General features: G+C 67.8%; 19 protein-coding genes and 1 tRNA gene. 11 read left to right on the top strand and 9 right to left on the bottom strand.

Annotated elements, in window-relative coordinates; translation table 11 throughout:
- Positions 1-3: 3 nt before the first annotated feature.
- The 7 genes from ACQCX5_RS08010 to ACQCX5_RS07980 form a co-directional block, all read right to left on the bottom strand.
- Positions 4-1641 (bottom strand): MGH1-like glycoside hydrolase domain-containing protein, encoded by a 1638-nt coding sequence (locus tag ACQCX5_RS08010; RefSeq protein ID WP_434541505.1) that lies wholly within the window; start codon positions 1639-1641, stop codon positions 4-6.
- Complete coding sequence (locus tag ACQCX5_RS08005; protein ID WP_434541504.1) at positions 1641-2537, bottom strand: carbohydrate ABC transporter permease; 897 nt, start codon at positions 2535-2537, stop codon at positions 1641-1643. The genes ACQCX5_RS08010 and ACQCX5_RS08005 overlap by 1 nt, the downstream gene beginning before the upstream one ends.
- 2 nt (positions 2538-2539) lie before the next feature.
- Positions 2540-3460, bottom strand: a complete 921-nt coding sequence (locus tag ACQCX5_RS08000; RefSeq protein WP_434541503.1) for a carbohydrate ABC transporter permease — start codon at positions 3458-3460, stop codon at positions 2540-2542.
- Positions 3460-4743 carry an extracellular solute-binding protein gene (locus tag ACQCX5_RS07995; protein ID WP_434541502.1) on the bottom strand — a complete coding sequence of 428 codons (1284 nt, stop codon included), beginning with the start codon at positions 4741-4743 and terminating at the stop codon, positions 3460-3462. The genes ACQCX5_RS08000 and ACQCX5_RS07995 overlap by 1 nt, the downstream gene beginning before the upstream one ends.
- The gene (locus ACQCX5_RS07990; RefSeq protein WP_434541501.1) at positions 4740-5714 is read right to left on the bottom strand and encodes a DMT family transporter; all 975 of its coding nucleotides are present in this window, start codon (positions 5712-5714) and stop codon (positions 4740-4742) included. Before ACQCX5_RS07990 ends, ACQCX5_RS07995 begins: the two co-directional genes overlap by 4 nt.
- Before the next feature lie 245 nt (positions 5715-5959).
- A tRNA-Gln gene (locus ACQCX5_RS07985) sits at positions 5960-6041 on the bottom strand.
- Positions 6042-6112: 71 nt separating this feature from the next.
- On the bottom strand, positions 6113-7063 hold the full coding sequence (locus ACQCX5_RS07980) for an MIP/aquaporin family protein (RefSeq protein WP_434541500.1): 951 nt from the start codon (positions 7061-7063) through the stop codon (positions 6113-6115).
- A gap of 115 nt (positions 7064-7178) precedes the next feature.
- Between ACQCX5_RS07980 and ACQCX5_RS07975 the strand changes: the two genes are divergently transcribed.
- The 6 genes from ACQCX5_RS07975 (at position 7179) to pth (ending at position 12746) form a co-directional block, all read left to right on the top strand.
- Positions 7179-8588, top strand: coding sequence for a 6-phospho-beta-glucosidase (locus tag ACQCX5_RS07975; RefSeq protein ID WP_434541499.1), 1410 nt, complete (start codon positions 7179-7181; stop codon positions 8586-8588).
- Between the two features lie 25 nt (positions 8589-8613).
- Positions 8614-9912 (top strand): bifunctional UDP-N-acetylglucosamine diphosphorylase/glucosamine-1-phosphate N-acetyltransferase GlmU, encoded by a 1299-nt coding sequence (gene glmU / locus ACQCX5_RS07970; protein WP_434541498.1) that lies wholly within the window; start codon positions 8614-8616, stop codon positions 9910-9912.
- On the top strand, positions 9909-10889 hold the full coding sequence (locus ACQCX5_RS07965) for a ribose-phosphate diphosphokinase (protein WP_434541497.1): 981 nt from the start codon (positions 9909-9911) through the stop codon (positions 10887-10889). Before glmU ends, ACQCX5_RS07965 begins: the two co-directional genes overlap by 4 nt.
- The gene (locus tag ACQCX5_RS07960; RefSeq protein ID WP_434541496.1) at positions 10889-11371 is read left to right on the top strand and encodes an aminoacyl-tRNA deacylase; all 483 of its coding nucleotides are present in this window, start codon (positions 10889-10891) and stop codon (positions 11369-11371) included. The genes ACQCX5_RS07965 and ACQCX5_RS07960 overlap by 1 nt, the downstream gene beginning before the upstream one ends.
- 131 nt (positions 11372-11502) lie before the next feature.
- The gene (locus ACQCX5_RS07955; RefSeq protein ID WP_434541495.1) at positions 11503-12138 is read left to right on the top strand and encodes a 50S ribosomal protein L25/general stress protein Ctc; all 636 of its coding nucleotides are present in this window, start codon (positions 11503-11505) and stop codon (positions 12136-12138) included.
- A gap of 8 nt (positions 12139-12146) precedes the next feature.
- A complete protein-coding gene (gene pth, locus ACQCX5_RS07950) occupies positions 12147-12746 on the top strand; it encodes an aminoacyl-tRNA hydrolase (RefSeq protein ID WP_434541494.1) in 600 nt (199 codons plus the stop codon).
- A gap of 98 nt (positions 12747-12844) precedes the next feature.
- On the opposite strand, the gene ACQCX5_RS07945 is transcribed toward pth, so the two are convergent.
- Positions 12845-13681 (bottom strand): endonuclease domain-containing protein, encoded by an 837-nt coding sequence (locus ACQCX5_RS07945; RefSeq protein WP_434541493.1) that lies wholly within the window; start codon positions 13679-13681, stop codon positions 12845-12847.
- 237 nt (positions 13682-13918) lie between these two features.
- Between ACQCX5_RS07945 and mfd the strand changes: the two genes are divergently transcribed.
- The 5 genes from mfd to ACQCX5_RS07920 all read left to right on the top strand — a co-directional run bounded on the left by mfd (position 13919) and on the right by ACQCX5_RS07920 (position 20435).
- Positions 13919-17476, top strand: coding sequence for a transcription-repair coupling factor (gene mfd / locus ACQCX5_RS07940; RefSeq protein WP_434541492.1), 3558 nt, complete (start codon positions 13919-13921; stop codon positions 17474-17476).
- 45 nt (positions 17477-17521) lie between these two features.
- Positions 17522-18058 (top strand): hypothetical protein, encoded by a 537-nt coding sequence (locus tag ACQCX5_RS07935; RefSeq protein ID WP_434541491.1) that lies wholly within the window; start codon positions 17522-17524, stop codon positions 18056-18058.
- The gene (locus ACQCX5_RS07930; RefSeq protein ID WP_434541490.1) at positions 18058-18681 is read left to right on the top strand and encodes a MazG family protein; all 624 of its coding nucleotides are present in this window, start codon (positions 18058-18060) and stop codon (positions 18679-18681) included. Before ACQCX5_RS07935 ends, ACQCX5_RS07930 begins: the two co-directional genes overlap by 1 nt.
- Positions 18682-18801: 120 nt before the next feature.
- The gene (locus ACQCX5_RS07925; RefSeq protein ID WP_434541489.1) at positions 18802-19668 is read left to right on the top strand and encodes a class II fructose-bisphosphate aldolase; all 867 of its coding nucleotides are present in this window, start codon (positions 18802-18804) and stop codon (positions 19666-19668) included.
- Positions 19665-20435 (top strand): HAD-IA family hydrolase, encoded by a 771-nt coding sequence (locus ACQCX5_RS07920; protein ID WP_434541488.1) that lies wholly within the window; start codon positions 19665-19667, stop codon positions 20433-20435. The genes ACQCX5_RS07925 and ACQCX5_RS07920 overlap by 4 nt, the downstream gene beginning before the upstream one ends.
- Positions 20436-20491: 56 nt before the next feature.
- Here ACQCX5_RS07920 and ACQCX5_RS07915 read toward each other — a convergent pair whose 3' ends face one another.
- Positions 20492-21391 carry an EamA family transporter gene (locus tag ACQCX5_RS07915; RefSeq protein ID WP_434541487.1) on the bottom strand — a complete coding sequence of 300 codons (900 nt, stop codon included), beginning with the start codon at positions 21389-21391 and terminating at the stop codon, positions 20492-20494.
- Between the last annotated feature and the right edge of the window lie 133 nt (positions 21392-21524).

The raw sequence follows: 21524 nt of genomic DNA, 5'->3' as shown, positions 1-21524 counted from the left end.
GCCTCAGCGCAGGCCGACCGCGATGTCGATGGCCAGCGCCGAGGTCCAGCCGAAGCAGGGCACCGCGGTGTGGGCGTCCTCATCGATGTCGGGGCGGAAGTATTCCCGTGGGCCCTGGGCGTCGACCAGCTCGAGGAGGCCCACCTCGAGGCGCTCGGCGAGTTTCCCGTGGCCCTGGCTGCGCAGGCCCTGGGCCACCAGCCAGGTGGTGTTGACCCAGACCGGGCCCCGCCACATGCGGGTGGGTGCAAAGGCGGGGTCGTCCTGCGAGACGGTGGGCAGCCGGTGCGGTGCACCGAACTTCGCGGGGTCGTCGATCGCCGCGACCACGGCTGCGACCTGGTCACCGGGCAGTCCCTGGGCCAGCACCGGCATCAGCGAGACCACGGTCTGGGTCGCGATCGGCTCACCCGTCTCTCCATGGGATGGGTGGTAGCCCAGCCGGGCATCGAAGCCGGCGGCCAGGTCGGACGCGGTGTGGGCCGCTCGGCCCCGGCACAGTGCGGCCTCGTCGTCGCGGCCACGCTCGGCCAGCCACTGGGCCAGCAGCCCGTCCGAGAGCACCAGGTAGGCGTCAAGGTCGGGGGAACTGATGATGGCGTCGTGGTCAAAGATGGGGGAGTCATCAAGCCCCGACGAATAGGGGTGCAGGTAGACCGGCCGGCCTGACAGCGTCGAGCGCTCGTACCACCACGACTGGTTGGCCAGCATCACGGGCAGGAACTCATCGACCACGCCAGGTCCGAGCACTTCGGCCAGCTTCGCCACTGCCAGCGCCAGCAGCGGCGGCTTGGTCAGTGGCACCCGGGCATGCGCGAGCGACGGCGACGCCATGGCCCGCAACGTCTCGAGGTCGCCGGGTGGCAGGTCATCGCTCGAGGCCAGGATGCCCTGCTCGTGCACCACATCGGGCAGCAGTCCGTCGACCGTGACATGCTCGGCGGCCACCCGCAGCTGTTCGAGGGCCAGCGCGGGGTCGCCGTGGCGCAGCCCGATGGACATGAAGTACGCGTCCCACTGCCACAGGCCCACATAGCCGGCCTTGGATGGGACCACCGCATCGCGCGGGCCTGTGGGGGTGGCGAGGTGCAGCGTGTTCACGCCGAGCACCCACCAGCACCGCCGGGTCATGGTCTGCCACCGGTCGGTGACCGTGGGGCAGTCGCCCATCCATTCAGCCAGGTCGTGGGCGACCCTCTCGGCGGCCGACCCGGGCAGGTCGGCGAACGGGCCGGCACACGCGAACGCCACGTGTGCACCCCCACCGAGCGTGGCGACCCGGCTGGCGGGGACATGCCGTGATTCCTCAGCAGGCAGGCCGAGGTCGGCACGCACCGACCAACCGGTCGGCACGTGCTCGATGTGCACCTCGTCCTCGGGGGTGACCACCAGCGTGGCACCGTTGTCGAACTCGATGCGCCATGGGCTGACGCGGGCGACCTCGGCGCGGCGACCGTCCGGGCTGACGAGCGCGAGCCCGCCCAGCACGCGGCTGTCGGCCAGCCTGCGCTCGTAGGCCGCCCTGACCACCTCGAGACCGTCCGGTCCGGTGCGCACCAGCAGGCGCGAGAACCGGGTGGTGTAGGCCACGTCGTCGAGGTTGATGAACCCGACGAGGTCGTCACCGAGGTCGCGCGTCATCAGCGGCCGCCCAGCCCCGAGGTGGCCAGCGACTCGATGATCTGGCGTTGGCCGATCACGAAGGCGATCAGCATCGGCACCGTCGACAGTGCCGTGGCCGCCATGACCAGGCCGTAGTTCATTCCGCCGTACTGGCCCTGGAACTGCGAAAGCAGCAGCGGCACGGTGAACAATTCGGTCGAGTTCAGAAGCACCAGCGGCAGCAGGAAGTTGTTCCAGGCATCCAGGGCGACGATGATCGCAAGCGCCCCCAGCCCCGGGCGCAGCACCGGCATGATCACCCGCCAGTAGACGTGCCAGCGTGAGGCGCCGTCGATGAGTGCCGCCTCTTCGAGCTCGACCGGGATGGACGCAATGAACTGCCGCATCAGGAAGACGCCGAACGGGTTGACCATGATCGCCGGGATGATCAGCGCCAAGTGCGAGTCGACCCAGCCCAGCCTGGCCATCAGGAAGTAGAACGGCACCAGCGTCACCTGCTTGGGCACCATCTGCAGTGCGAGAAACACCCAGAAAAGCGTCTTCGAGCCGCGGAAGGGTAGCCGGGCGAACCCGTAGGCGGCCATGGATGCCGTCAGCAGGGTGCCGGCCACAACCAGAACCGTGATGTAGATCGAGTTGGCATAGGCGCGCCCGAAGGGCAGTGCGTTCCAGGCATCGGCGAAATTGGTGAAGACCCAGGGGTCGGGCAGCACCGACAGCGGGTCGTTCAGCAGTTGCGGCAGGCCTTTGAGCGAGGTCAGCAGCATCCAGATGAAAGGGGCGACCATCAACAGGGCACCGATGAGCACGACGGTGTGCACGGCCCATCCCCCCGTCAGCCGGCGACGGGTCCGGGCGCGGCTGGGGCTCATCGAAGGCGCGGGCAGGGTGGGGGTCTCAGTGGTGGTGGTCATGCTCATGCCTCGTAGTGGACGAACTTCTTCTGCGCACCGAACTGGGCCGCTGTGATCAGCAGGGTCAGCGCGAGAAGCACGATGGACGCAGCGCTCGACAACCCGAACTGCGATTGGGCGAAGCCCAGGTCGTAGATGTGGTAGACGATGGTGCGGGTGCCGTTGTCGGGACCGGCGTTGTGGACCAGCACGAAGACCAGGTCGAACGTCTGCAGGGACGAGATGAACGCGATCACCGATTGGTAGAACACGATGGGGGACAGCAGCGGCAGCACGACCTTGAAGAACCGTCGCACGGGACCCGCCCCATCGATGGCAGCGGCCTCGAGCACGGCAGGTGAGATCGATTGCAGGCCAGCCATGAAGATCACGACGTTGAGGCCGAGGGACGACCACACGGTGACCAGGCAGACGGCCATGAGGGCGAGCCATGGGTGGCCCAGCCAGTCGATTGGCGCGATGCCGAACAGCCGCGACAGCACGCCCGAGACCACGCCATCCTGACGCAGCAGCTGCTGCCAGATCATGGCGATGGCCACCGAGCTGGTCACCACCGGCGCGAAGAACATCACCATGTAGACGGCGCGGCCGCGGATCTTGTTGAGCACGACGGCCGTGATGATGGCGAGGAACAGGCCGATCGGCACCGTGACCACGGCGATCACCAGCGTGTTCACGATGGCGCGACCCAGCAGTGGGCTGGTCAGCTGGTCCCGGAAGTTCTCGAGGCCCACCCATTCGGGTGTGCCGAAGCCGTTCCATGAGGTGAAGGCCAGCACGAAGGCTGCCAGGAAGGGCAGCAACGTGAACAGCAGCATGCCCAGTGTTTGCGGCGCGACGAAGAACATGCCCCAGAGCTTGTCTTCGCGGCGCCAGCCCCGCCGGGCCCGGGGTGCGGGCCCGGCGGTGAGCGCCTGGGACATCAGCCTTGCTTCTTCGCGACGAAGGCGGCGACCTCGTTGAGGACGGCCTGGGCGTCGGTCTTCTTGCCCTGGTACAGCGGCTGCATGTAGTCGACGGCGATCGCGTTCGACAGGTCGGGGATCGCAGCCTCAGCCGGGTAGTTCGAGTAGCCGTTGTCGCGCATGTCGAGCATGGTCTGGGCGTGCGCCGGGTACTTGTCGGCCAGCACGATGTCGTCGGCGCCCTTGATCGACGGCACGGCATTGCCCGAACCCTCCAGTCGCAGCTTCTGGCCCTCGGCATTGAGGAAGGAGGAGAAGAAGGTCAGGGCGGCCTTGGCGTCCTTGGTCTTGGCGTTGATGGCCAGGTACGAGGCGGCCACACCCGTGGGGGCAGCCTTGCCGTCCGGGGTGGGCCAGCGCACCACGTCGTACAGGTTCTTGTCGACGCCGGCGCCCTTGATCGCACCGATGGTGTAGCGGCCGGCGGCCAGGAATCCGAGCTTGTGGGTGACCAGCAGGGTGTCCTCACCAGAACCCTCAGGCAGCAGGTCGGCCAGCTTCAACTCGCCGGACTGGAAGCGCTTGGCGTACTCCGACAGGCCCTGCACGCTCTTGGCATCCTCGTGGGCGACAAACTTTTCGTTGTCATAGACCTTGCCGCCGAAGGTGGTCATGAACCCGTCATGGGTGGCCCAGTAGTTCCAGTAGACCGCGCCGGTGAGTTTGGCGGCGTTCAGCTTGGCCGTCATCTCGAAGAACTTCGCGGTGGTCCACTGGCCCTTGGTGGCCAGCTCGGCCGGGTCTTCGGTGATACCCGCGGTCTTGAGTGCCTGCTTGTCGTACCAGAGGGTGTCGGGGTTCACGTCGTTGGGCAGGGCGTACAGCTTGCCGTCCCAGCGGGCGATGTCGAGAAGGCTGGATGCAAAATCCGCCTCGGTGACGCTGGCGCCCTCGATGGGCATGAGCACCTTGTTGCGGATGACCGAGGCGATGCGGTCGTCGCCCACGTAGAAGACGTCGGGGGCGGTGTTGGACGACAACTGGGTCAGCAACTTCGAGTGGTATTCGGAGTACGACGGGGTGGGCTGGAACACGAGCTGGATGTCGGGGTTGGCCTTCTTGAACGCATCCTGGAAGGTGTCGAAGACCTTGAGTTCCTCGGGCGAACCCCAGGTCGACCACACCACCTTGCCGGTGGAGCTGCCGTTGCTGCCGCTCGATCCCGAGCAGGCCGACAGTGCGGCTGCCGAGGCGAGCGCTGCGGCGAGTCCTGCGAAGTGACGACGGGAAATACTGGTCATGATGTGCTCCTGTTATCGGCATTGATGACGGAAATGGTTTTCGGCTCGTGGACATGGCGTCGGGCGAACCGTGGTTCCGGGTCGAGTGACTCGGACTGGCCACCACGCACACCAAGGAGGGTGGCCAGCAGAATGAGGACACCGCCGACGACGAGTCGGGGTGTGAGGTGCTCGCCGCCGAACAAGATCGCAAACAGGGTTGCGAAGACGGGTTCGAGGGTGAAGAGCAGGGCGACGCGGGTGGCGCTGAGGTGGCGCTGGCCGAAGGACTGCAGGCCCATGGTCACCACGCCGGCGACGATCGCCGTGTAGAAGATAGGTCCCCAGACTCCTGCGGTGGCGGGCACGGAGATGCCGCCGCGCAGCCCCAGCACGCCGCACACGATGGCCACGGCGACCAGCTGCAGGATGGTCAGTGCCATGCCGGGCATGCTGCGCGCCCAGCGGCCGAGCAGCACGATGTGGATGGCATAGAGCAGTGCGCCCAACAGGGTGAGGGCCTCGCCCATGCCGAAGCTGCCGCCGCCGCTGAGACTGAGCACAGCCAGGCCCACGGTGGCGAGCACGACCGCGAGCCACGTGGCGGGGGAGAGCTTGGCCCTGAAGCCAATCCATACACACAGCGGGGTGAGCACCACATAGGTGCCGGTGATGAACCCCGAGACTGATGCGGCCGTGTGGGCCAGGCCGATGGTCTGGGCGATCTGGGCGAAGCCGTACACGGCGCCCAACCCCAGGCCGATGGCCCACTGGCGCCGGGTCAGGCCCCGAAGCGACCTCCAGAAGATCAGCGCTGGGATGAGCGCCGCGATGGCGAAGCGGACGGCCAGGAAGTCGATGGGGTCGACCTGGGCGACGGCGTCCTTGATGATGAAGAATGTCGAACCCCAGATCGCGGTGACCGTGACCAGCGACAGGGTGCCAAAACCCGTGCCGCGCGTGGCGTCATCCGCTGCTGCCCGACTGCCCACAGTGTCATCCCTTGATCGCTTCGGCGTGATGTAACCGGTCTCTGAAACCGGTTACATTGGAGTTTAGGGCGCACATCAGCACGGATGCAAGCGGGGTCCATGAATCGCGGGCGGCGCTGGCGTCGTCCGGGGGTGGTGCCGCCCGGACGCACACCCCGGAACCGCAACTGCCCCTGAACGCAACAGTTGCCCCTGCTTCGAAGCAAGGGCAACTGTTGCGTTCAGGGGCAAAGAGGGCCCAATCCTGGCTCCCCGGGGTGGAGTCGAACCACCGTCGCTAGTCCTGATTCAAAGTCAGGCGGGCCCTGCCGGCAGACCAACCGGGGAACGAACAGCACACCCACTCTAGGGAATTTCGTGGCTCGTTGCATCCGTGGTCTGCCGGTGCCCGGTGCAGGTCAGATCTCAGCCTCCTCCTTCGCCGGTCCCGCTTCACTGGTCTTCTCGGCCAGCAGCTGCCGCGCGTGCAGCACATCGCCGATGAACAGGTCATAGATCAGGATGCCGACCACGCCGCCGACCAGCGGCCCGACGATGGGAACCCAGAAGTAGGCCGTGTAACCGCCATCACCCGGTGCTGTACCGGGCATGGCGAGTGCATCCCAGCCCGCAAGCCAGGCGAACAACCGCGGGCCGAGGTCACGGGCGGGGTTGATGGCGTACCCGGCGTTGGCGCCGAACGACATGCCGATCGCCGCGACGGCGAAGCCGATCACCAGAGGGCCGAGGTTCGCCTTGACTGCGCTGTTGCGGGCGTCGACGACGGCCGCGATCAGCATCACCAGGAACATCGTGCCCACGATTTGGTCGATCAGCGGGATCAACAGGTTGCCGTGGAAGTACGGGGCCGGGAAGGTCGCGAAGATTGAGTACGTCGCGATGTTGTCGGCCCTGACCGCTCCGGCCGCCTGCAGGTACGCATCGATGGCGTTGTAGTACAGCAGGTAGACGAGCGCGGCTGCCACGAAGGCACCCACCAACTGGGCCAGCCAGTACGGCAGCACCTTGGCCCAGGCGAACTTGCGCCGCACGGCGAAGGCCAGCGTGACCGCCGGGTTCAAGTGGGCCCCCGAGACGCCGCCGGCGACATAGACGCCGAAGACGACCGCGAGGCACCACCCCCAGGTGATCAGCAACCAGTCGCCGGTCCCCAGGAAGAAGGTGGTGGCATCCTGCGTACGTCCCGATCCCGGCAGGCCCACCACGGCCATGGCAACGACACCGTTGCCGAATGCGATGAGGACGAACGTGCCCAGGAACTCCGCCAGGAGTTCCCCCCACAGGCCGCCGGTCCGCTTCAACCCGCTGCCATGCACCATTGCACGGCGTAAGGGCGTTATCTCAGACATGACTCCTCCTCAGGAAACTGGATAACGACTACAGCCTACGCCGGTTCTCGCCCAAAAGACCTTGTGAAATTGCTCAGGCGAGTTCTTGTCAGACCCGCCCACTACGGTGGGTGACATGAAGTTGACCCTGCTCGGCGGCGGTGGATTCCGCGTGCCCCTGGTGTTCAAGGCCCTGCTCGCCGACGAGCGTGAGGGCGGCGTCAGTGAACTGCGCCTGCACGACGTGGACGAAGCACGACTGGCGGCCATCACCCGCGTGCTGCGCGAACTGGCCGACGGCCACCCACACGCCCCCGTCGTCACCGCCACCACCGACCTCGGCGCCGCGCTCGAGGGCACCGACTTCGTCTTCTCTGCCATGCGGGTGGGCGGCACCGCCGGCCGGGCCAGTGATGAGCGCATCTGCCTGGGTCACGACATCATCGGGCAAGAGACGGTGGGCGCCGGCGGCATTTCGTATGCGTTGCGGGGCATCCCGGTAGCGCTTGACCTTGTCGAGCAGGTGCGCCGCCACGCTCCCGAGGCCTGGGTGATCAATTTCACCAATCCCGCCGGCATCATCACCCAGGTGCTGCGCGACGGCACCAATGGCACCAATGGTCTGGGCGACCGTGTCGTCGGCATCTGTGACTCGCCCGTGGGCCTGGCCCGTCGGGTGCTCAGCACATTGCAGGGCGCGGGGCTGGTCTCGTCCGAGGTTGGTCGCGTGCGCCTCGACTACCTTGGCCTCAACCACCTGGGCTGGTTGCGGGGGCTGCACGTCGACGGCGACGACGTGCTGCCGCTGCTGCTGGCCCGACCAGACCTGATCGAGACGTTCGAAGAGGGGCGCCTGTTCGGGGCCGACCTCATCCGGGCGCTGGGTGCCGTCCCGAACGAATACCTGCACTACTACTATTTCGGGCGCGAAAACCTGGCCACCGAACATGCCGCCGAGGCACCGCGCGGCAAGTTCCTGCTGGGCCAGCAGGCCCGCTTCTACGAAGGCATGGCGCACTTGTCGGACGACGCCAGCGCGTTCGAGCTGTGGAACGCCGTCCGGCTCGAGCGTGAACAGACCTACATGGCCACCAACCGTGAGGCCGCCGGCTCGTTCGAGCGTGATGAGGCTGACCTCGCGACGGGCGGCTATGACCAGGTTGCGTTGGCGATCATGCACGCCATCGCCCACGACGAGCCGGCTGAGCTCATTCTCAACGTCGCCAACCGCGGGACGATCGCCGGCCTGGCCGATCACGACGTCATCGAGGCGCCGTGCCGCGTCGACGCCTCGGGCATCACACCGCTGCCGATCGACGACCTGTGGCCGCACGCCCGGGGCCTGGTCGCCAATGCCAAGTACGTCGAGAACCAGACGATCGCTGCGGCGCTTGAACCGTCGCGCACAGCAGCCGAACTGGCCCTGCTGCACCACCCGCTGGTGGCGAACTGGAACACCGCCAAGGCAGTGCTCGACGACCTGGTTGCCGAGTTCGACGAGCTGTCATACCTGCCCGCCGACGGCACCCCGCGCCGGGCGCACTGACTAGAGTGGGCCCTGACGTGCAGGAATGGCGTGGGCACATGGCCACGCGCCGGTGATTGAGGAGAACCCCGTGACCCAGCCCACGCAGGAAACACCCCAACCGCAGCCGGTGGCGGCCGTCGTCGTCCTGGCCGCGGGTGGCGGCACCCGCATGAAGTCGTCACTGTCGAAGCTGTTGCACAAGGTCAGCGGGCACACGATGCTCAGCTATGCCGTCTCGGCCGCCCAGGCACTTGACCCGCAGCACCTTGTCGTGGTGGTCGGCCACAACCGCGAACAGGTGCTCGAGCACCTGCACGAGATCGCTCCCGAGGTCACCACCGCCGTCCAGGAACAGCAGAACGGCACGGGACATGCGGTGGGTTGTGGGCTGGTGGGGCTCGAGGACATTCAGGGCGAGGTCGTCGTGACCTACGGCGACGTGCCCATGCTCACGGGTGAGACGCTGCAGCAACTGGTCGATGCCCACCGCGGGGCACACAACCAGGTCACGGTCATGACCGCGGTCGTGCCCGACCCCACCGGGTACGGGCGCATCATTCGCGACGGCGACACCGTGGCCCGCATCGTCGAGCAGAAGGACGCCACCGACACCGAGGCGGCGGTGCAGGAGATCAACTCGGGCATCTACGTCTTCGATGCCGAGGTGCTGCGCCTCGGCCTGTCGAACCTCGACACCAACAACGCCCAGGGCGAGCTGTACCTGACCGACGTGATCACCATCGCCAACCGCGAGGGCCACCGCGTGGGCGCCCACATCATCGACGACCTGTGGCAGACCGAGGGCGTCAACGACCGGGTGCAATTGGCCCGCATGAACGCCGAGATGAACCGGCGCATCGTCGAGAAGTGGATGCGGGCCGGCGTCACGGTGCTCGACCCGGTCACCACGTGGATCGAGTCGGAGGTCGATCTGGCCCGCGACGTCACGGTGCTGCCCAATACGCACCTGCAGGGGGCCACGTCGATCGCCGAGGGCGCCACCATCGGCCCCGACACCAGCCTGCGTGATGTCGAAGTGGGCGAGGGTGCCACCGTCGTGCGCACCCATGGCGAACTGGCCGTCGTGGGCGCCGGGGCCGTGGTCGGGCCGTGGGCACACCTTCGTCCGGGTGCCCAGATCGGTGACCGCACCACCGTTGCGGGTTTCGTGGCCGTGCGCAACGCCTCGATCGGCGACGGCGTGACTGTTGCTCCGCTGAGCTATGTGGGCGGGGTAGAGGTCGAAAGCGGTACCGTGATGCAGCCGGGTGCGATCATCCTTGACGCGGAAACCATCCACGTGAACGCCCAGCCGAACACCCCCACCGAGGAGCATCAGTGAGCACTGGCGTCAAGCGCCCCAACGACAAAGAGATCAAGCTCTTCACGGGCCGAGCATTCCCTGAGCTGGCCCAGGAGATCTCGGACCTGATGGGTGTGCCGCTGGTACCCACCCGGGCCCTGGCCTACGCCAACACCGAAATCTACGTCCGCTTCGAAGAGTCGGTGCGCGGCTCGGACGCCTTCGTCATCCAGTCGCACTGTGCCCCGGTCAACGAGTGGATCATGGAGCAACTGATCATGGTCGACGCGCTCAAGCGGGCCTCGGCCAAGCGCATCACCGTGGTCGCCCCGTTCTACCCCTATGCCCGCCAGGACAAGAAGCACCTGGGCCGCGAGCCCATCTCGGCCCGGCTGGTCGCCGACATGTTCAAGGTGGCCGGAGCCGACCGCATCATGTCGGTTGACCTGCACGCCGCCCAGATCATGGGCTTCTTCGACGGCCCCGTCGACCACCTGTGGGCGCTTCCGGTGTTGTCCGACTACGTCAAGCAGAAGTACGCCGACGAAGAGATCGTCGTCGTGTCGCCAGATGCCGGACGTGTGCGCCTGGCCGACATGTGGACCGACCGGCTCGACGCCTCGCTCGCGATCATCCACAAGCGTCGTGACCCCAACAAGGCCAACGAGGTCGAGGTGCACGAGGTCGTCGGTGACGTCGTCGGCAAGACCTGCCTGCTCGTGGACGACATGATCGACACCGCCGGCACCATCTGCCAGGCCGCCGAGGCGCTGGTGCAGCGCGGCGCTGCCAAGGTCATCGCCGCAGCGACCCACCCGGTGCTTTCGGGCCCGGCGGCGGACCGTCTGAATGCCTCCCCGTTCGAAGAGGTCATCGTCACCAACACGCTGCCCAAGCCCATCGGGGTCGACATCCCCAAGCTGACGGTGCTCTCGATCGCGCCGCTCATCGCCAAGGCCATCCATGAGGTGTTCGAGGATGGTTCGGTGACGAGCCTGTTCAACGGCAACGCTTGATGGGCGAGCAGCCGCCCGAACAGCGCGCCCTGGCTGCCTTTGAGGCCAGCGGCGTGCCGTTCACGATCACCCGACACGGCCCGGTGCGTTCGCTCGCCGAGGCGGCCGAGGCGCGTGGCGTCGCACCGGCCGACATCATCAAGAGCCTCGTCGTCCGGCGGGGTGAGGGTGACTACCTGTTCGTGCTGGTGCCGGGCGACCGCGAGATCAGCTGGCCCAAGCTGCGCGAACTGCTGGGTGTGAACCGCATGTCGATGCCTGACGCCAAGCAGGCGTTCGAGGTCACCGGCTATGAGCGGGGCACGATCACGCCGTTCGGTTCGACGACCGCCTGGCCGGTGGTGGCTGACGCCACCGTCGCCGGGCGCACAGTGTCGCTGGGGGCGGGGGCACACGGGGTGGCGGCCACGATCCACGGCGACGACGTCATCAGGGTGCTCGGGGCGCAGGTTGCCGACGTCACCGAACCGACCTCGAATTGAGCCGCGCCCACATGGTGGGCTAGTATTTTCAGGTTGCTTGGCGAGGGACGACGGTGTCCGTGATCGACTTGCGGATTCCTCCCTCGCAGCGCCTTGTGCCCCCACTGAGTTGCGAAGTTTGAGGAGAACCCATGGCTGAGATCACCCTGGCCGCCCAGAGCCGTACCGAGTTCGGCAAGGGCGCTGCCCGCCGCCTGCGCCGTGATGGCCAGGTGCCCGCCGTCCTGTACGGGCACGGCACCGACCCCGTCCACATCGCCCTGCCCGGTCACGAGACCCTGCTGGCGCTGCGCACGGCCAACGCCCTGCTGTCGATCGAGATCGATGGCAAGGCCGGTCAGCTGGCCCTGCCCAAGCAGGTGCAGCGCGACCCGATCAAGGGCTTCATCGAGCACGTCGACCTGCTGATCGTCAAGCGTGGCGAGAAGGTCTCGGTCGACGTCCCGCTGATCGTCGTCGGCGACGCCGAGTCGGGTTCGATGGTCGGTGTCGACCTGCAGTCGATCACCGTGCTGGCCCCCGCCACCTCGATCCCCGGCGAGATCGAGGTCTCAGTTGAGGGCCTCACCCCCGGCACCCAGATCCTGCTCGGCGCCATCGCCCTGCCCGAGGGTGTCGAGGCCGAGGGTGACCCCGAGACCCTGGTCATCAACATCACCAACGCCCCGACCCAGGCCCAGTTGGACGCTGAGCTGGCCGGTGCCGAGGCTGAGGCCGGCATCGAGCACGAGGCCCCGGCTGCCGAGGCCGAGGCTGACGAGGCCTGAGCCTGAGCATGGCAACCCCTTGGCTGGTGGTGGGGCTCGGCAACCCGGGCCCCGCCTACGCCTCCACCCGCCACAACGCCGGGTTCTTCGTCGTGGACGAAGCAGCCCGGCGCGGCGGGGTTTCATTTTCCGGCCCGCGCGGCATGTTCGCCGATGTGGCCGAGACGCGGCTCGGTGCCTCGGGGTTCGGGGCCATCGGCGATGCCGTGAAGGTGGTGCTGGCCAAGCCGCGCACCTACATGAACGAGTCCGGTCGTGCGGTGAAGGCCCTGTGCACGTTCCACAAGATCCCGGTTGACCGGGTGATCGTCGTCCACGATGAACTCGACATCGACTTCGGCCAGCTGCGCATCAAGCTCGGCGGTGGCGACAACGGCCACAACGGGTTGAAGTCGACCCGGGCGCACCTGGGTTCGGGTGATTTTTACCGCGTGAGGTACGGCGTCGGGCGGCCACCGGGGAGGCAGGCACCGGCCGATTACGTGCTGCAGCCGTTCCCCGCATCGATGCGTGAAGACGTGCTCGTCGAGGCAGGCCGCGCCGTCGATGCCGTCGAGTTACTGGTGTCCGAGGGGTTGGCAGCGGCCCAGAACCGCTTCAACAGCTGAGTTTGGGCCCAGCAGTGTGCATCGACTGCTGCGAAACGGGCGATTTCGGTGCCATTCGCGCCGGTCGATGCACACTGCTGGGTTGACCCGGCGTCCCCTCAGCGCCGAGCGAGCTTGCGCAGCATGGGAATCACCACCGCGGGCATCTCGTGCACGGTCTTCCAGGTGAAGCGCAGCACGGTCCACCCTGCGGCCACGAGGTTGTTGTGCCTGATGGCGTCGGCCTCCATCGCCTCGCGGTCGCCGTGATAGGCCCAGCTGTCGAACTCGATCGCGAGCTTCAGCCCTGGGAATGCGACGTCAATGTAGTAGACCTCGCCGGCGATGACGACGCGGTGGTTCGCGCGCCACCCCTGCAGGCCAGCCTTGCGCAGCACGCGATGTCCTCGACGTTCCAGTTCAGACCACGGGCTGTCCCGCGAGTCGCGCAGCAGGCGGGCCCGCTCACGGTTGCCCGCGCGCTGCGGCCATTGCCTGTGCGCGTCGACCAACTGTTGGATCGTGCCGCGGCGGCTGCGCAGCAACTGGTCGATCGGTTCCCCGCCAAGGGTTGCGGCCAACTGCAGGGCGGCCAGTGCCGGGCTCGCCAGCCTCAGCCCGCTCGCCCGCACGGTCAGCTCATCCGGAATTCGGTCCATGCAGGGCACGAGCCACTCCGGGGGATTGCGGAAACGGGCAGGGGAGATGTGCACCTTGTCACACTCGAGGCGCGGCCAGAACAACAGCTTGGCCGCGGTGGCAGAGACGATGGCAGCTTCTGGCCGCGCGGCCTGTGCGGCCTGCACCTGGTCGAGCCACGTGGTGCTCTCGTGGGCCGTGTAGACCCCTGGCAGCAGGGCGTGCAATGCGCCCCGGCGCACTTGCTCATCGAGGTGGGACCTATGGCTGGCGGGCACCTCTCGGCGGATGATCAGGCAGTGGTGTGTGGTGGTCATGCCCCGGTTATGTGCCGAGTTCGCCCTGAGCGCCGGTTGTCCACAGGAGCAATTCGCTGAGGGTGCTCCATCCACAGGCCCTGCGGTCCAGCAATGCGCATCGACCGGGGCAGAATCGGCCGAATTCGCGCAATCTCGGCCGGTCGGTGCGCGCTGCTGGGGTGTCAGGCTGCCTGGCCCCTGACGCCCTCAGCGATCAGCTTCGGCATCGGCCACCCCCACGACTAAGCTCGTCCGGTGACACTTTCCGGACTCGTCGACCTGCTCGCCACCGATCCCCAGCTCGCCGAGGCCATCGAACAGGCCCGCGCCGGGCTGCCGGCCCTCGACCTGACCACCCCCGCGAGTTCCCGCGCAGCGATCGCGGCCACGCTGGCCCGCAAGACCGGGCGCATGCAGTTGCTCGTCGCCTCGACGTTTCGCGAAGCCGAAGAACTCACCGCCAGCCTCGAGTCGTGGCTCTCACCCGAAGACGTCGCCTACTACCCGGCCTGGGAAACCCTGCCCCACGAGCGGCTGAGCCCACGCTCCGACACCGTCGGTCGCCGCCTGGCCGTGCTGCGCCGCATCACCGGCAAGGACGAGCAGAACCCGCCGCTGGTGGTCGTCGCAGCCGTGCGATCAGTGCTGCAGCCGCAGGCCAAGGGCCTGGCCGACCTCGCCCCCGTGCGCATCACCAAGGGGGCCGAGATGGGCCCGCGCCAACTGGCAGAAGCCCTTGTCGCAGCGGCCTATACCCGCGTCGACCTTGTCGAGCGCCGCGGCGAGTTCGCCGTCCGCGGCGGCATCGTTGACGTGTTCCCGCCCGTGCGCGAGCATCCCGTGCGCATCGACTTCTTCGGCGACGAGGTCGACGAGATCCGCCCCTTCTCGGTCGCCGACCAGCGCTCGGGCGATGAACAGCTCGACGAGGTCATCGCCAGCCCCTGCCGCGAGCTGCTGCTCAACGACACCGTGCGCGCCCGCGCCAGGGCGCTGATCCCTGAACACCCCGAGCTGACCGACATGCTCGACCGGCTCGCCGAGGGCCACGCCGTCGAGGGCATGGAGGCCCTCACCCCGGTGCTCGTCGATGGTCTCGAACTGCTCGTCGAGGTCTTGCCCACCAGCGCCATGGTGCTGGTCAGCGACCCCGAGCTCGTGCGCAGCCGCGCCACTGACCTGGTGCGCACCAGCCACGAGTTCTTGCAGGCCTCCTGGTCGGGTGCGGCCGGTGGTGGCAAGGCGCCCATCGATGTGAGCAGCTCGGCCTATCGCGAATTGGGTGACGTGCGCGCGGTGTCCCTGGCCCGCGGCCAGTCCTGGTGGACCCTGTCATCGTTCGCCGCCCCCGAGGCGGCAGCGGCCACCACCGACCAGGCCCCCTCGCTCGACGACCTCGACGGCGTACCGAGTGAAACCCTCGCCATCGAGGCGACCGAGTCGTGGCGCGGCGATGTCGAGGGCGCGGTCACTGACATCTCGGAATCGCTGGCGCGCGGAGAACGGGTCGTGCTGACCGTCGACGGCCCCGGCATGGGCTCGCGCATGAAAGAAGTGCTCGGCGACCACGACATTCCCGCCGCCGTCGTCGAAGCCATCACCGACGCCCCCGCCGCAGGCCTGATCACCATCGCCACCGGCACCCAGCAGCACGGCTTCAGGGCCACCGCGATTGGCCTGGCGGTGCTCACCATCGCCGACCTGTCGGGCCAACAGGCCGCTGACAAGGCCGCGCGCCGCATGCCGTCGCGCCGCAAGAACCAGATCGAGCCGCTTGAACTGGTGCCCGGTGACCCCGTCGTGCACGAACACCACGGGGTGGGTCGCTATCTCGAGATGACCACCCGCACCGTGCAGGGCGCGACGCGTGAATACCTCGTCATCGAGTACGCCCCCAGCAAGCGCGGCCAGCCCGGCGACCGGCTGTTCGTGCCCATGGACGCGCTCGACCTGGTCACACGCTATGTCGGTGGCGAGAACCCGTCCCTCGACCGGATGGGCGGTGCCGACTGGCGCCAGCGCAAGAGCCGCGCCCGCAAGGCCGTCAAAGAAATCGCGGCCGAACTCATCAAGCTGTATGCCGCCCGCCAGGCCAGCCGCGGCCACGCGTTCAGCCCCGACACCGTCTGGCAGCGTGAGCTCGAGGACGCCTTCGCCTATGTCGAGACCCCCGACCAGCTCGCGACCCTGCAAGAGGTCAAGCGTGACATGGAATCGGTCGTCCCCATGGACCGGCTGGTCTCGGGCGATGTCGGTTACGGCAAGACCGAGATCGCCGTGCGCGCTGCGTTCAAGGCCGTCCAGGACGGCAAGCAGGTCGCAGTGCTCGTGCCCACCACGCTGCTCGTGCAGCAGCACTACCAGACCTTCACCGAGCGCTATGCAGGCTTCCCAGTCACGGTATCGCCGATGAGCCGGTTCCAGTCCGATGGCGAGATCGCGAAGACCAAGGACGGCCTGGCCAGCGGCAAGGTGGACGTGGTGGTGGGCACCCATCGCCTGTTTGCCAGCGACATCGTCTTCAAAGACCTGGGCCTGGTGATCATCGACGAGGAACAGCGCTTCGGTGTCGAGCACAAAGAGGCACTGAAGAAGCTGCGCCTCAACGTCGACGTGCTCGCGATGAGTGCCACCCCGATCCCGCGCACGCTCGAGATGGCGGTCACGGGCATCCGCGAGATGTCGACCATCGCCACCCCTCCCGAGGAACGCCACCCGGTGCTGACCTTCGCCGGCCCCTATGACGAGGCCCAGGTGACCGCCGCGATCCGCCGCGAACTGGCGCGCGAGGGCCAAACCTTCTTCGTGCACAACCGGGTGCAGTCGATCGAGAAGACCGCCCGCCGGCTGCGCGAACTGGTGCCCGAGGCGCGCATCGTCACCGCGCATGGCCAGATGGGTGAGAAGCAGCTTGAACAGATCATGCTCGACTTCTGGGAGCGCCGCGCCGACGTGCTGGTCTCCACCACCATCGTCGAGGCTGGCCTGAACATCGCCACGGCCAACACGCTGATCATCGACCGGGCCGACCTGATGGGCCTGTCGCAGCTGCACCAGATTCGTGGACGCGTGGGCCGTGGCCGGGAGCGCGGCTACGCCTACTTCCTCTACCCGCCCGACAAGCCCCTGACCGAGGCCGCCCACGACCGGCTCTCGACCATGGCGGCGCACACCGACCTGGGTGCGGGCATGGCCATCGCCATGAAGGACCTCGAGATCCGCGGGTCGGGCAACCTGCTGGGCGGCGAGCAGTCCGGCCACATCGCCGATGTCGGCTTTGACCTCTACATCAGGCTCGTCGGTGAGGCACTGACGAACTTTCGCGGTGAAGAGGTCGAACAGGAGGCCGACATGCGCATTGAGCTGCCGGTCGATGCCCACCTGCCCACCGACTATGTCGAGTCCGAACGCCTGCGACTCGAGGTCTACAAGCGCATCGCCGAGGTGCGGGGCGAGGCCGACATCGACGAGGTCGCAGGCGAGCTGCGCGACCGTTACGGCGACTTCGGGTCGCCGGTGCAGGCACTGCTCGACGTGGCCAGGTTCAGGCTGTTGTGCCGTGACCATGGCATCAGCGAGGTCACCACGGTCGGCACCAATGTGCGCATCGCGCCGGCGCAACTGCCCGAGTCGCGGCAATTGCGGCTGCAGCGGCTCTATCCGGGCGCGGTGATCAAGAATGCGCTCAACGTGGTGCTGGTGCCTCGTCCACGCACCTCGGTGACCTCGGGACTGATCGCCGATTCGGAGTTGCTGGACTGGGCCACCGAGCTGGTGACCACCATCTTCCCGCCGGTCGCCGCCGAAGCCTGACGGGCTAGGATCATGCCAACTGGCCTGAGAATGTGAGGATCACCAATGTCGCGTCCCAACCGTGCCCGCCTCGGCGCCGTCGCCCTTGCCGTCGCCTGTGCCATCGCGCTCAGCGCGTGCTCGCAGCCCGGGGGCGGCACCGCCTTCGAGGTGGCCGGCGAGAAGATGTCGCTGAACCAGCTGGCTGACGCGGGCGAGGCCTGCGCCGCGCCCCTGGGCGTGGCGAAGCCGGTGATGGACACCGCGATCCGCGGGTTGGCGCTGCAGTCGCTGGTTGGTGATGCGTTGGCCAAGCAGAATGGGCTCACCTTCAGCGATGCCCAGGTGCAGCAGGTGCTGGCCAATGAAGACCTGGCCGCTGCGAACGCCGTGGCCGACTGCGCCCCCGTGGTGCAGGGCGCCGCCAAGTTGTTGCTGGCCGCCGCCCAGCTGGGCAACGAAGAGACGACCAAGCAGCTCAAGGCGCTCGACGTGCAGGTGAACCCGCGTCTGGGCAGCTGGGACGCCGACGAGCTGGCGCTGCGCAACAGCAACGGCTCGCTGTCGAAGGTGGGCCCCGCGAGTCTCGATTCTGAGGGCTGATGTCGATGGACGACCAGCTGGCCCGGTTGCGTGAGGTGATGCACCGCCTGCGCCGCGAATGCCCCTGGGACGCCCAACAGACCCACCGCAGCCTGGTCACCTATCTGGTCGAAGAGACCGGCGAGGTCGTCGACGCCATCGAGGCCGGTGACGACGATGACCTGCGCGAAGAGCTCGGTGACCTGCTGTTGCAGGTCTATTTCCATGCCGAGATCGCCGCGCAGCAGGGCCGGTTCACGCTGGACGACGTGGCCCGGGGCATCGCCGACAAGCTGGTGCGGCGACACCCGTACGTGTTCGGTGACGGCGAGGTGCCTGACGACCTGAACTCGACCTGGGAAGCGCGCAAGCGGGCCGAGAAGGGTCGCTCGTCGTCGCTCGAGGGCATCGCCGAGTCGCTGTCGGTGGTGGCCCGCGCGACGAAGGTGGCCAGCCGCGCCCGCAACCACCGGGTGCCGGTCGACCTGCCCGATGCGCCGCTCGCGTCGTCCGAGGTGGGGGAGGGCATCATCAGCCTCGTCGTCCGGGCCCAGGCCCATGGCATCGATGCCGACCAGGCCGCCCGCGATGCCCTGCGGGCGCTGGAACAGCGGGTTGCGGCGGCCGAGTCGGACGTGGGCTGAGCGCAGGACCAGTCTTCGGGCGCTTGTTGTACACACTCGTATATACATGTATGATCGACAGCGTCGGGTCCGAAGTTGGGCCCGTCCCCCCATGACTTCCACCCTGTCCGAGGAGAACCCATGACCTTCGCCAGCACCAAGGCCCTGAGCCTTGCGGCCCGGGCCGGTGGCTACGCCGTGCCCGCCGTGAACATTGTTGACCAGCTGTCGCTCAACGCCGTGGTTGACGCAGCCAACGAGGCGGGCTCGCCGATCATCCTGCAGACCTCGGTCAAGACGATCAAGGTGCTGGGTGCCGCCGAGCTTGCCGCCGCTGCCCGTCTCGCCGCCGAGCGCGTCTCCGTGCCCGTCGCGCTGCACCTTGACCACTGCCCGGACCGCTCGGTCATCACCCTCGCCATCCAGAACGGCTGGTCGTCGGTGCTGTTCGATGCGTCCGACCGTGACCTCGACACCGCCTGGGCCGAGACCCGCGAGGTCGTCGCCGAAGCCCACGCTGCGGGCGTCGACGTCGAGTCCGAGATCGAGAACATCGTTGGTGTCGAGGACGGCGTGGGCTCCGACGAGGCCACCCACTCCTACAGCGTCGACAAGCTGATCGAGGTCGCCACCGACACCGGCACCGACCTGATCGCCCCGCAGCTGGGCACCGCACACGGCCTGTACAAGGCCTCGCCCGTGCTGCTGTTCGACCGCGTGTCCGAGTTCACCGCCAAGACCGACATCCCCGTCGTGCTGCACGGCGGCACCGGTCTGTCAGCCGAGGAGTTCGCGAAGTTCATCGCCGCGGGCGTGGGCAAGATCAACATTTCGACGGCCCTGAAGCTGGCCTACATGCACAGCGCACTCGACCACCTCAAGAAGGCCGAAGAGACCGGCAAGTGGGAGCCCGTGAAGCTGTTCGCCGACCAGATCACCGCCATGAAGGCCGCGGTCACCGAACACATCGAGCTGTTCGGTTCGGCAGGCAAGGCGGGCCAGGCATGAGCCGCGCGCTGATCCTCGACTGCGACGGCGTGCTCGCCGACACCGAGCTCGACGGCCACCTCGTCGCATTCAACAAGGTCTTCGCCGACGCCGGCACCGGCTTCACCTGGAGCGCTGAAGAGTACGGCGACCTGCTCAAGATCGGCGGTGGCAAGGAACGCCTGCGCCACTACCTGTCGCTGCACCCCGAGCATGCGCTGGGTGAGGGTGACGAGCTGGACGCCCGCATTGCCGAGTTCCACAAGGCCAAGTCGGCCGCCTATGTCGAGATCGTCGAGGCAGGCAAACTGCCCGGACGCCCCGGTGTGAAGCGGCTGATCGAGTCGGCGCTCGACGCCGGCTGGCAGGTCGCGGTCGCCTCGACCTCGGCCGTCGGTTCGGTCGAGGCGGTGCTGAAGGCCGTCGTCGGTGACGAGACCCGCGCCCGCATGGCCGGTGTCTTCGCCGGTGACATGGTCAAGGCCAAGAAGCCCGCGCCCGACATCTACCTGATGGCGCTCGAGCACCTGGGCGTCGGCAAGGATGAGGCCGTCGTCATCGAGGATTCCGAGGCGGGCGCGAAGGCTGCTGAGGCCGCCGGCCTGGCCCATGTCGTCACGGTCAGCCACTACACCACCAACGACCCGTTCCCGGCGGCGTCGACCGTGGTGACCTACCTGGGTGAGGCCGACGACCCGGCCACCACCCTTGCCGGACCTGACCTGACCCATGACGGCATCATCACCGTCGAGTCGTTGGAGCAGGCGCTGGCGGCCCACCAGAACTGAGCCGTGCCACCCGCTGGGGTCGTCCGCCGTCGTGGCGGGCGGCCCCAGCGGAGCGTTCAGGCCGCGGTGGCGCGTCGCATGCGCGTGGCCCCCACGCTCGCCACGATGACGAGCACCACGGCCACCCAGGACCAGACCCCGAGCACCTGGCCCATCACCAGCATGCCGATCAGGGCGGCGATGCCCGGCTCGAGGCTGACCAGGATGCCGAAGGTGCCGGGGTCGAGGCGGCGCAGGGCGGCGAATTCCAGCGTGTAGGGGATCACCGAGGCCAGCAGGCCCGTGCCCAGCGCCAGCAACACCAGCCAGGGGTCGTCCAGCACGCGCAGCGCACCGGACGCGCCCAGCGGCAGGGTGACCAGCGCGCCGATAGCCATGCCGACGGCCAACCCGTCGCGACCCGGCAACGTGCGGCTCACGCGGTTCCCGGCCACGATGTAGGCCGCCCAACTCGCCGCCGCGACGAGCGCGAACGCCACGCCGACCGGGTCGAGCGACGTGGCACCCAGCAGCGAATCCAGCCCCAGCAGCGCCACCCCACCCAGCGCGACCAGCACCCAGAACAGGTCAGTCCACCGGCGCGACAGGGCGGCAGCCAGCAGCAGCGGCCCCAGGAATTCGAAGGTGACCGCGATCCCCAGGGGCAACCGCGCCACCGCCGCATAGAAGAACCCGTTCATGAAGCCCAGGGTCAGGCCGAAGATGATCACTGACGTCCACGTGCGTCGCGACCATCCCGAGACTCGTGGACGCACCCAGACCAGCAGCACGAGCGCGGCGACCACGAGGCGCGCGGTGCTGGCACCCCACGACCCGGCGGCCGGGAACAGCTGCGTGGCCAGCGCCGCACCGAACTGCAGCGAGGTGCACGAACCGACCACCATCAGCGCCGCCAGGGCCGTCTGGCGCGAGTCCGTCGCGGTCGTCTCGGGCGGGATGGGGGCAGCGGCAGTCACTGGGCACAGTCTGCCAGCACCAGCCCGGGGAGCCAGCCTGGGTTGGTCACAAGCCGGTGACACGGCTAGTGGGGCGGGCAACCGGGGTGGCATGATGGGCACACCTGTCCGCGCCCGATCGGGCGGACCTGCA

The sequence above is a fragment of the Aestuariimicrobium sp. G57 genome (assembly GCF_050110855.1).
GTDB lineage: Bacteria > Actinomycetota > Actinomycetes > Propionibacteriales > Propionibacteriaceae > Aestuariimicrobium.
Note: the sequence above shows the minus strand (reverse complement) of the source record. Positions and strands in the feature narration are given on the sequence as shown.

What these genes read in the sequence shown, in the direction of transcription:
- ACQCX5_RS08010 (WP_434541505.1), bottom strand. Translation starts at nt 1,641, where the DNA reads ATGACGCGCGACCTCGGTGACGACCTCGTCGGGTTCATCAACCTCGAC.
- ACQCX5_RS08005 (WP_434541504.1), bottom strand. Translation starts at nt 2,537, where the DNA reads ATGACCACCACCACTGAGACCCCCACCCTGCCCGCGCCTTCGATGAGC.
- ACQCX5_RS08000 (WP_434541503.1), bottom strand. Translation starts at nt 3,460, where the DNA reads ATGTCCCAGGCGCTCACCGCCGGGCCCGCACCCCGGGCCCGGCGGGGC.
- ACQCX5_RS07995 (WP_434541502.1), bottom strand. Translation starts at nt 4,743, where the DNA reads ATGACCAGTATTTCCCGTCGTCACTTCGCAGGACTCGCCGCAGCGCTC.
- ACQCX5_RS07980 (WP_434541500.1), bottom strand. Translation starts at nt 7,063, where the DNA reads ATGTCTGAGATAACGCCCTTACGCCGTGCAATGGTGCATGGCAGCGGG.
- ACQCX5_RS07975 (WP_434541499.1), top strand. Translation starts at nt 7,179, where the DNA reads ATGAAGTTGACCCTGCTCGGCGGCGGTGGATTCCGCGTGCCCCTGGTG.
- glmU (WP_434541498.1), top strand. Translation starts at nt 8,614, where the DNA reads ATGGCGTGGGCACATGGCCACGCGCCGGTGATTGAGGAGAACCCCGTG.
- ACQCX5_RS07960 (WP_434541496.1), top strand. Translation starts at nt 10,889, where the DNA reads ATGGGCGAGCAGCCGCCCGAACAGCGCGCCCTGGCTGCCTTTGAGGCC.
- ACQCX5_RS07955 (WP_434541495.1), top strand. Translation starts at nt 11,503, where the DNA reads ATGGCTGAGATCACCCTGGCCGCCCAGAGCCGTACCGAGTTCGGCAAG.
- pth (WP_434541494.1), top strand. Translation starts at nt 12,147, where the DNA reads ATGGCAACCCCTTGGCTGGTGGTGGGGCTCGGCAACCCGGGCCCCGCC.
- ACQCX5_RS07945 (WP_434541493.1), bottom strand. Translation starts at nt 13,681, where the DNA reads ATGACCACCACACACCACTGCCTGATCATCCGCCGAGAGGTGCCCGCC.
- ACQCX5_RS07935 (WP_434541491.1), top strand. Translation starts at nt 17,522, where the DNA reads ATGTCGCGTCCCAACCGTGCCCGCCTCGGCGCCGTCGCCCTTGCCGTC.
- ACQCX5_RS07930 (WP_434541490.1), top strand. Translation starts at nt 18,058, where the DNA reads ATGTCGATGGACGACCAGCTGGCCCGGTTGCGTGAGGTGATGCACCGC.
- ACQCX5_RS07925 (WP_434541489.1), top strand. Translation starts at nt 18,802, where the DNA reads ATGACCTTCGCCAGCACCAAGGCCCTGAGCCTTGCGGCCCGGGCCGGT.
- ACQCX5_RS07920 (WP_434541488.1), top strand. Translation starts at nt 19,665, where the DNA reads ATGAGCCGCGCGCTGATCCTCGACTGCGACGGCGTGCTCGCCGACACC.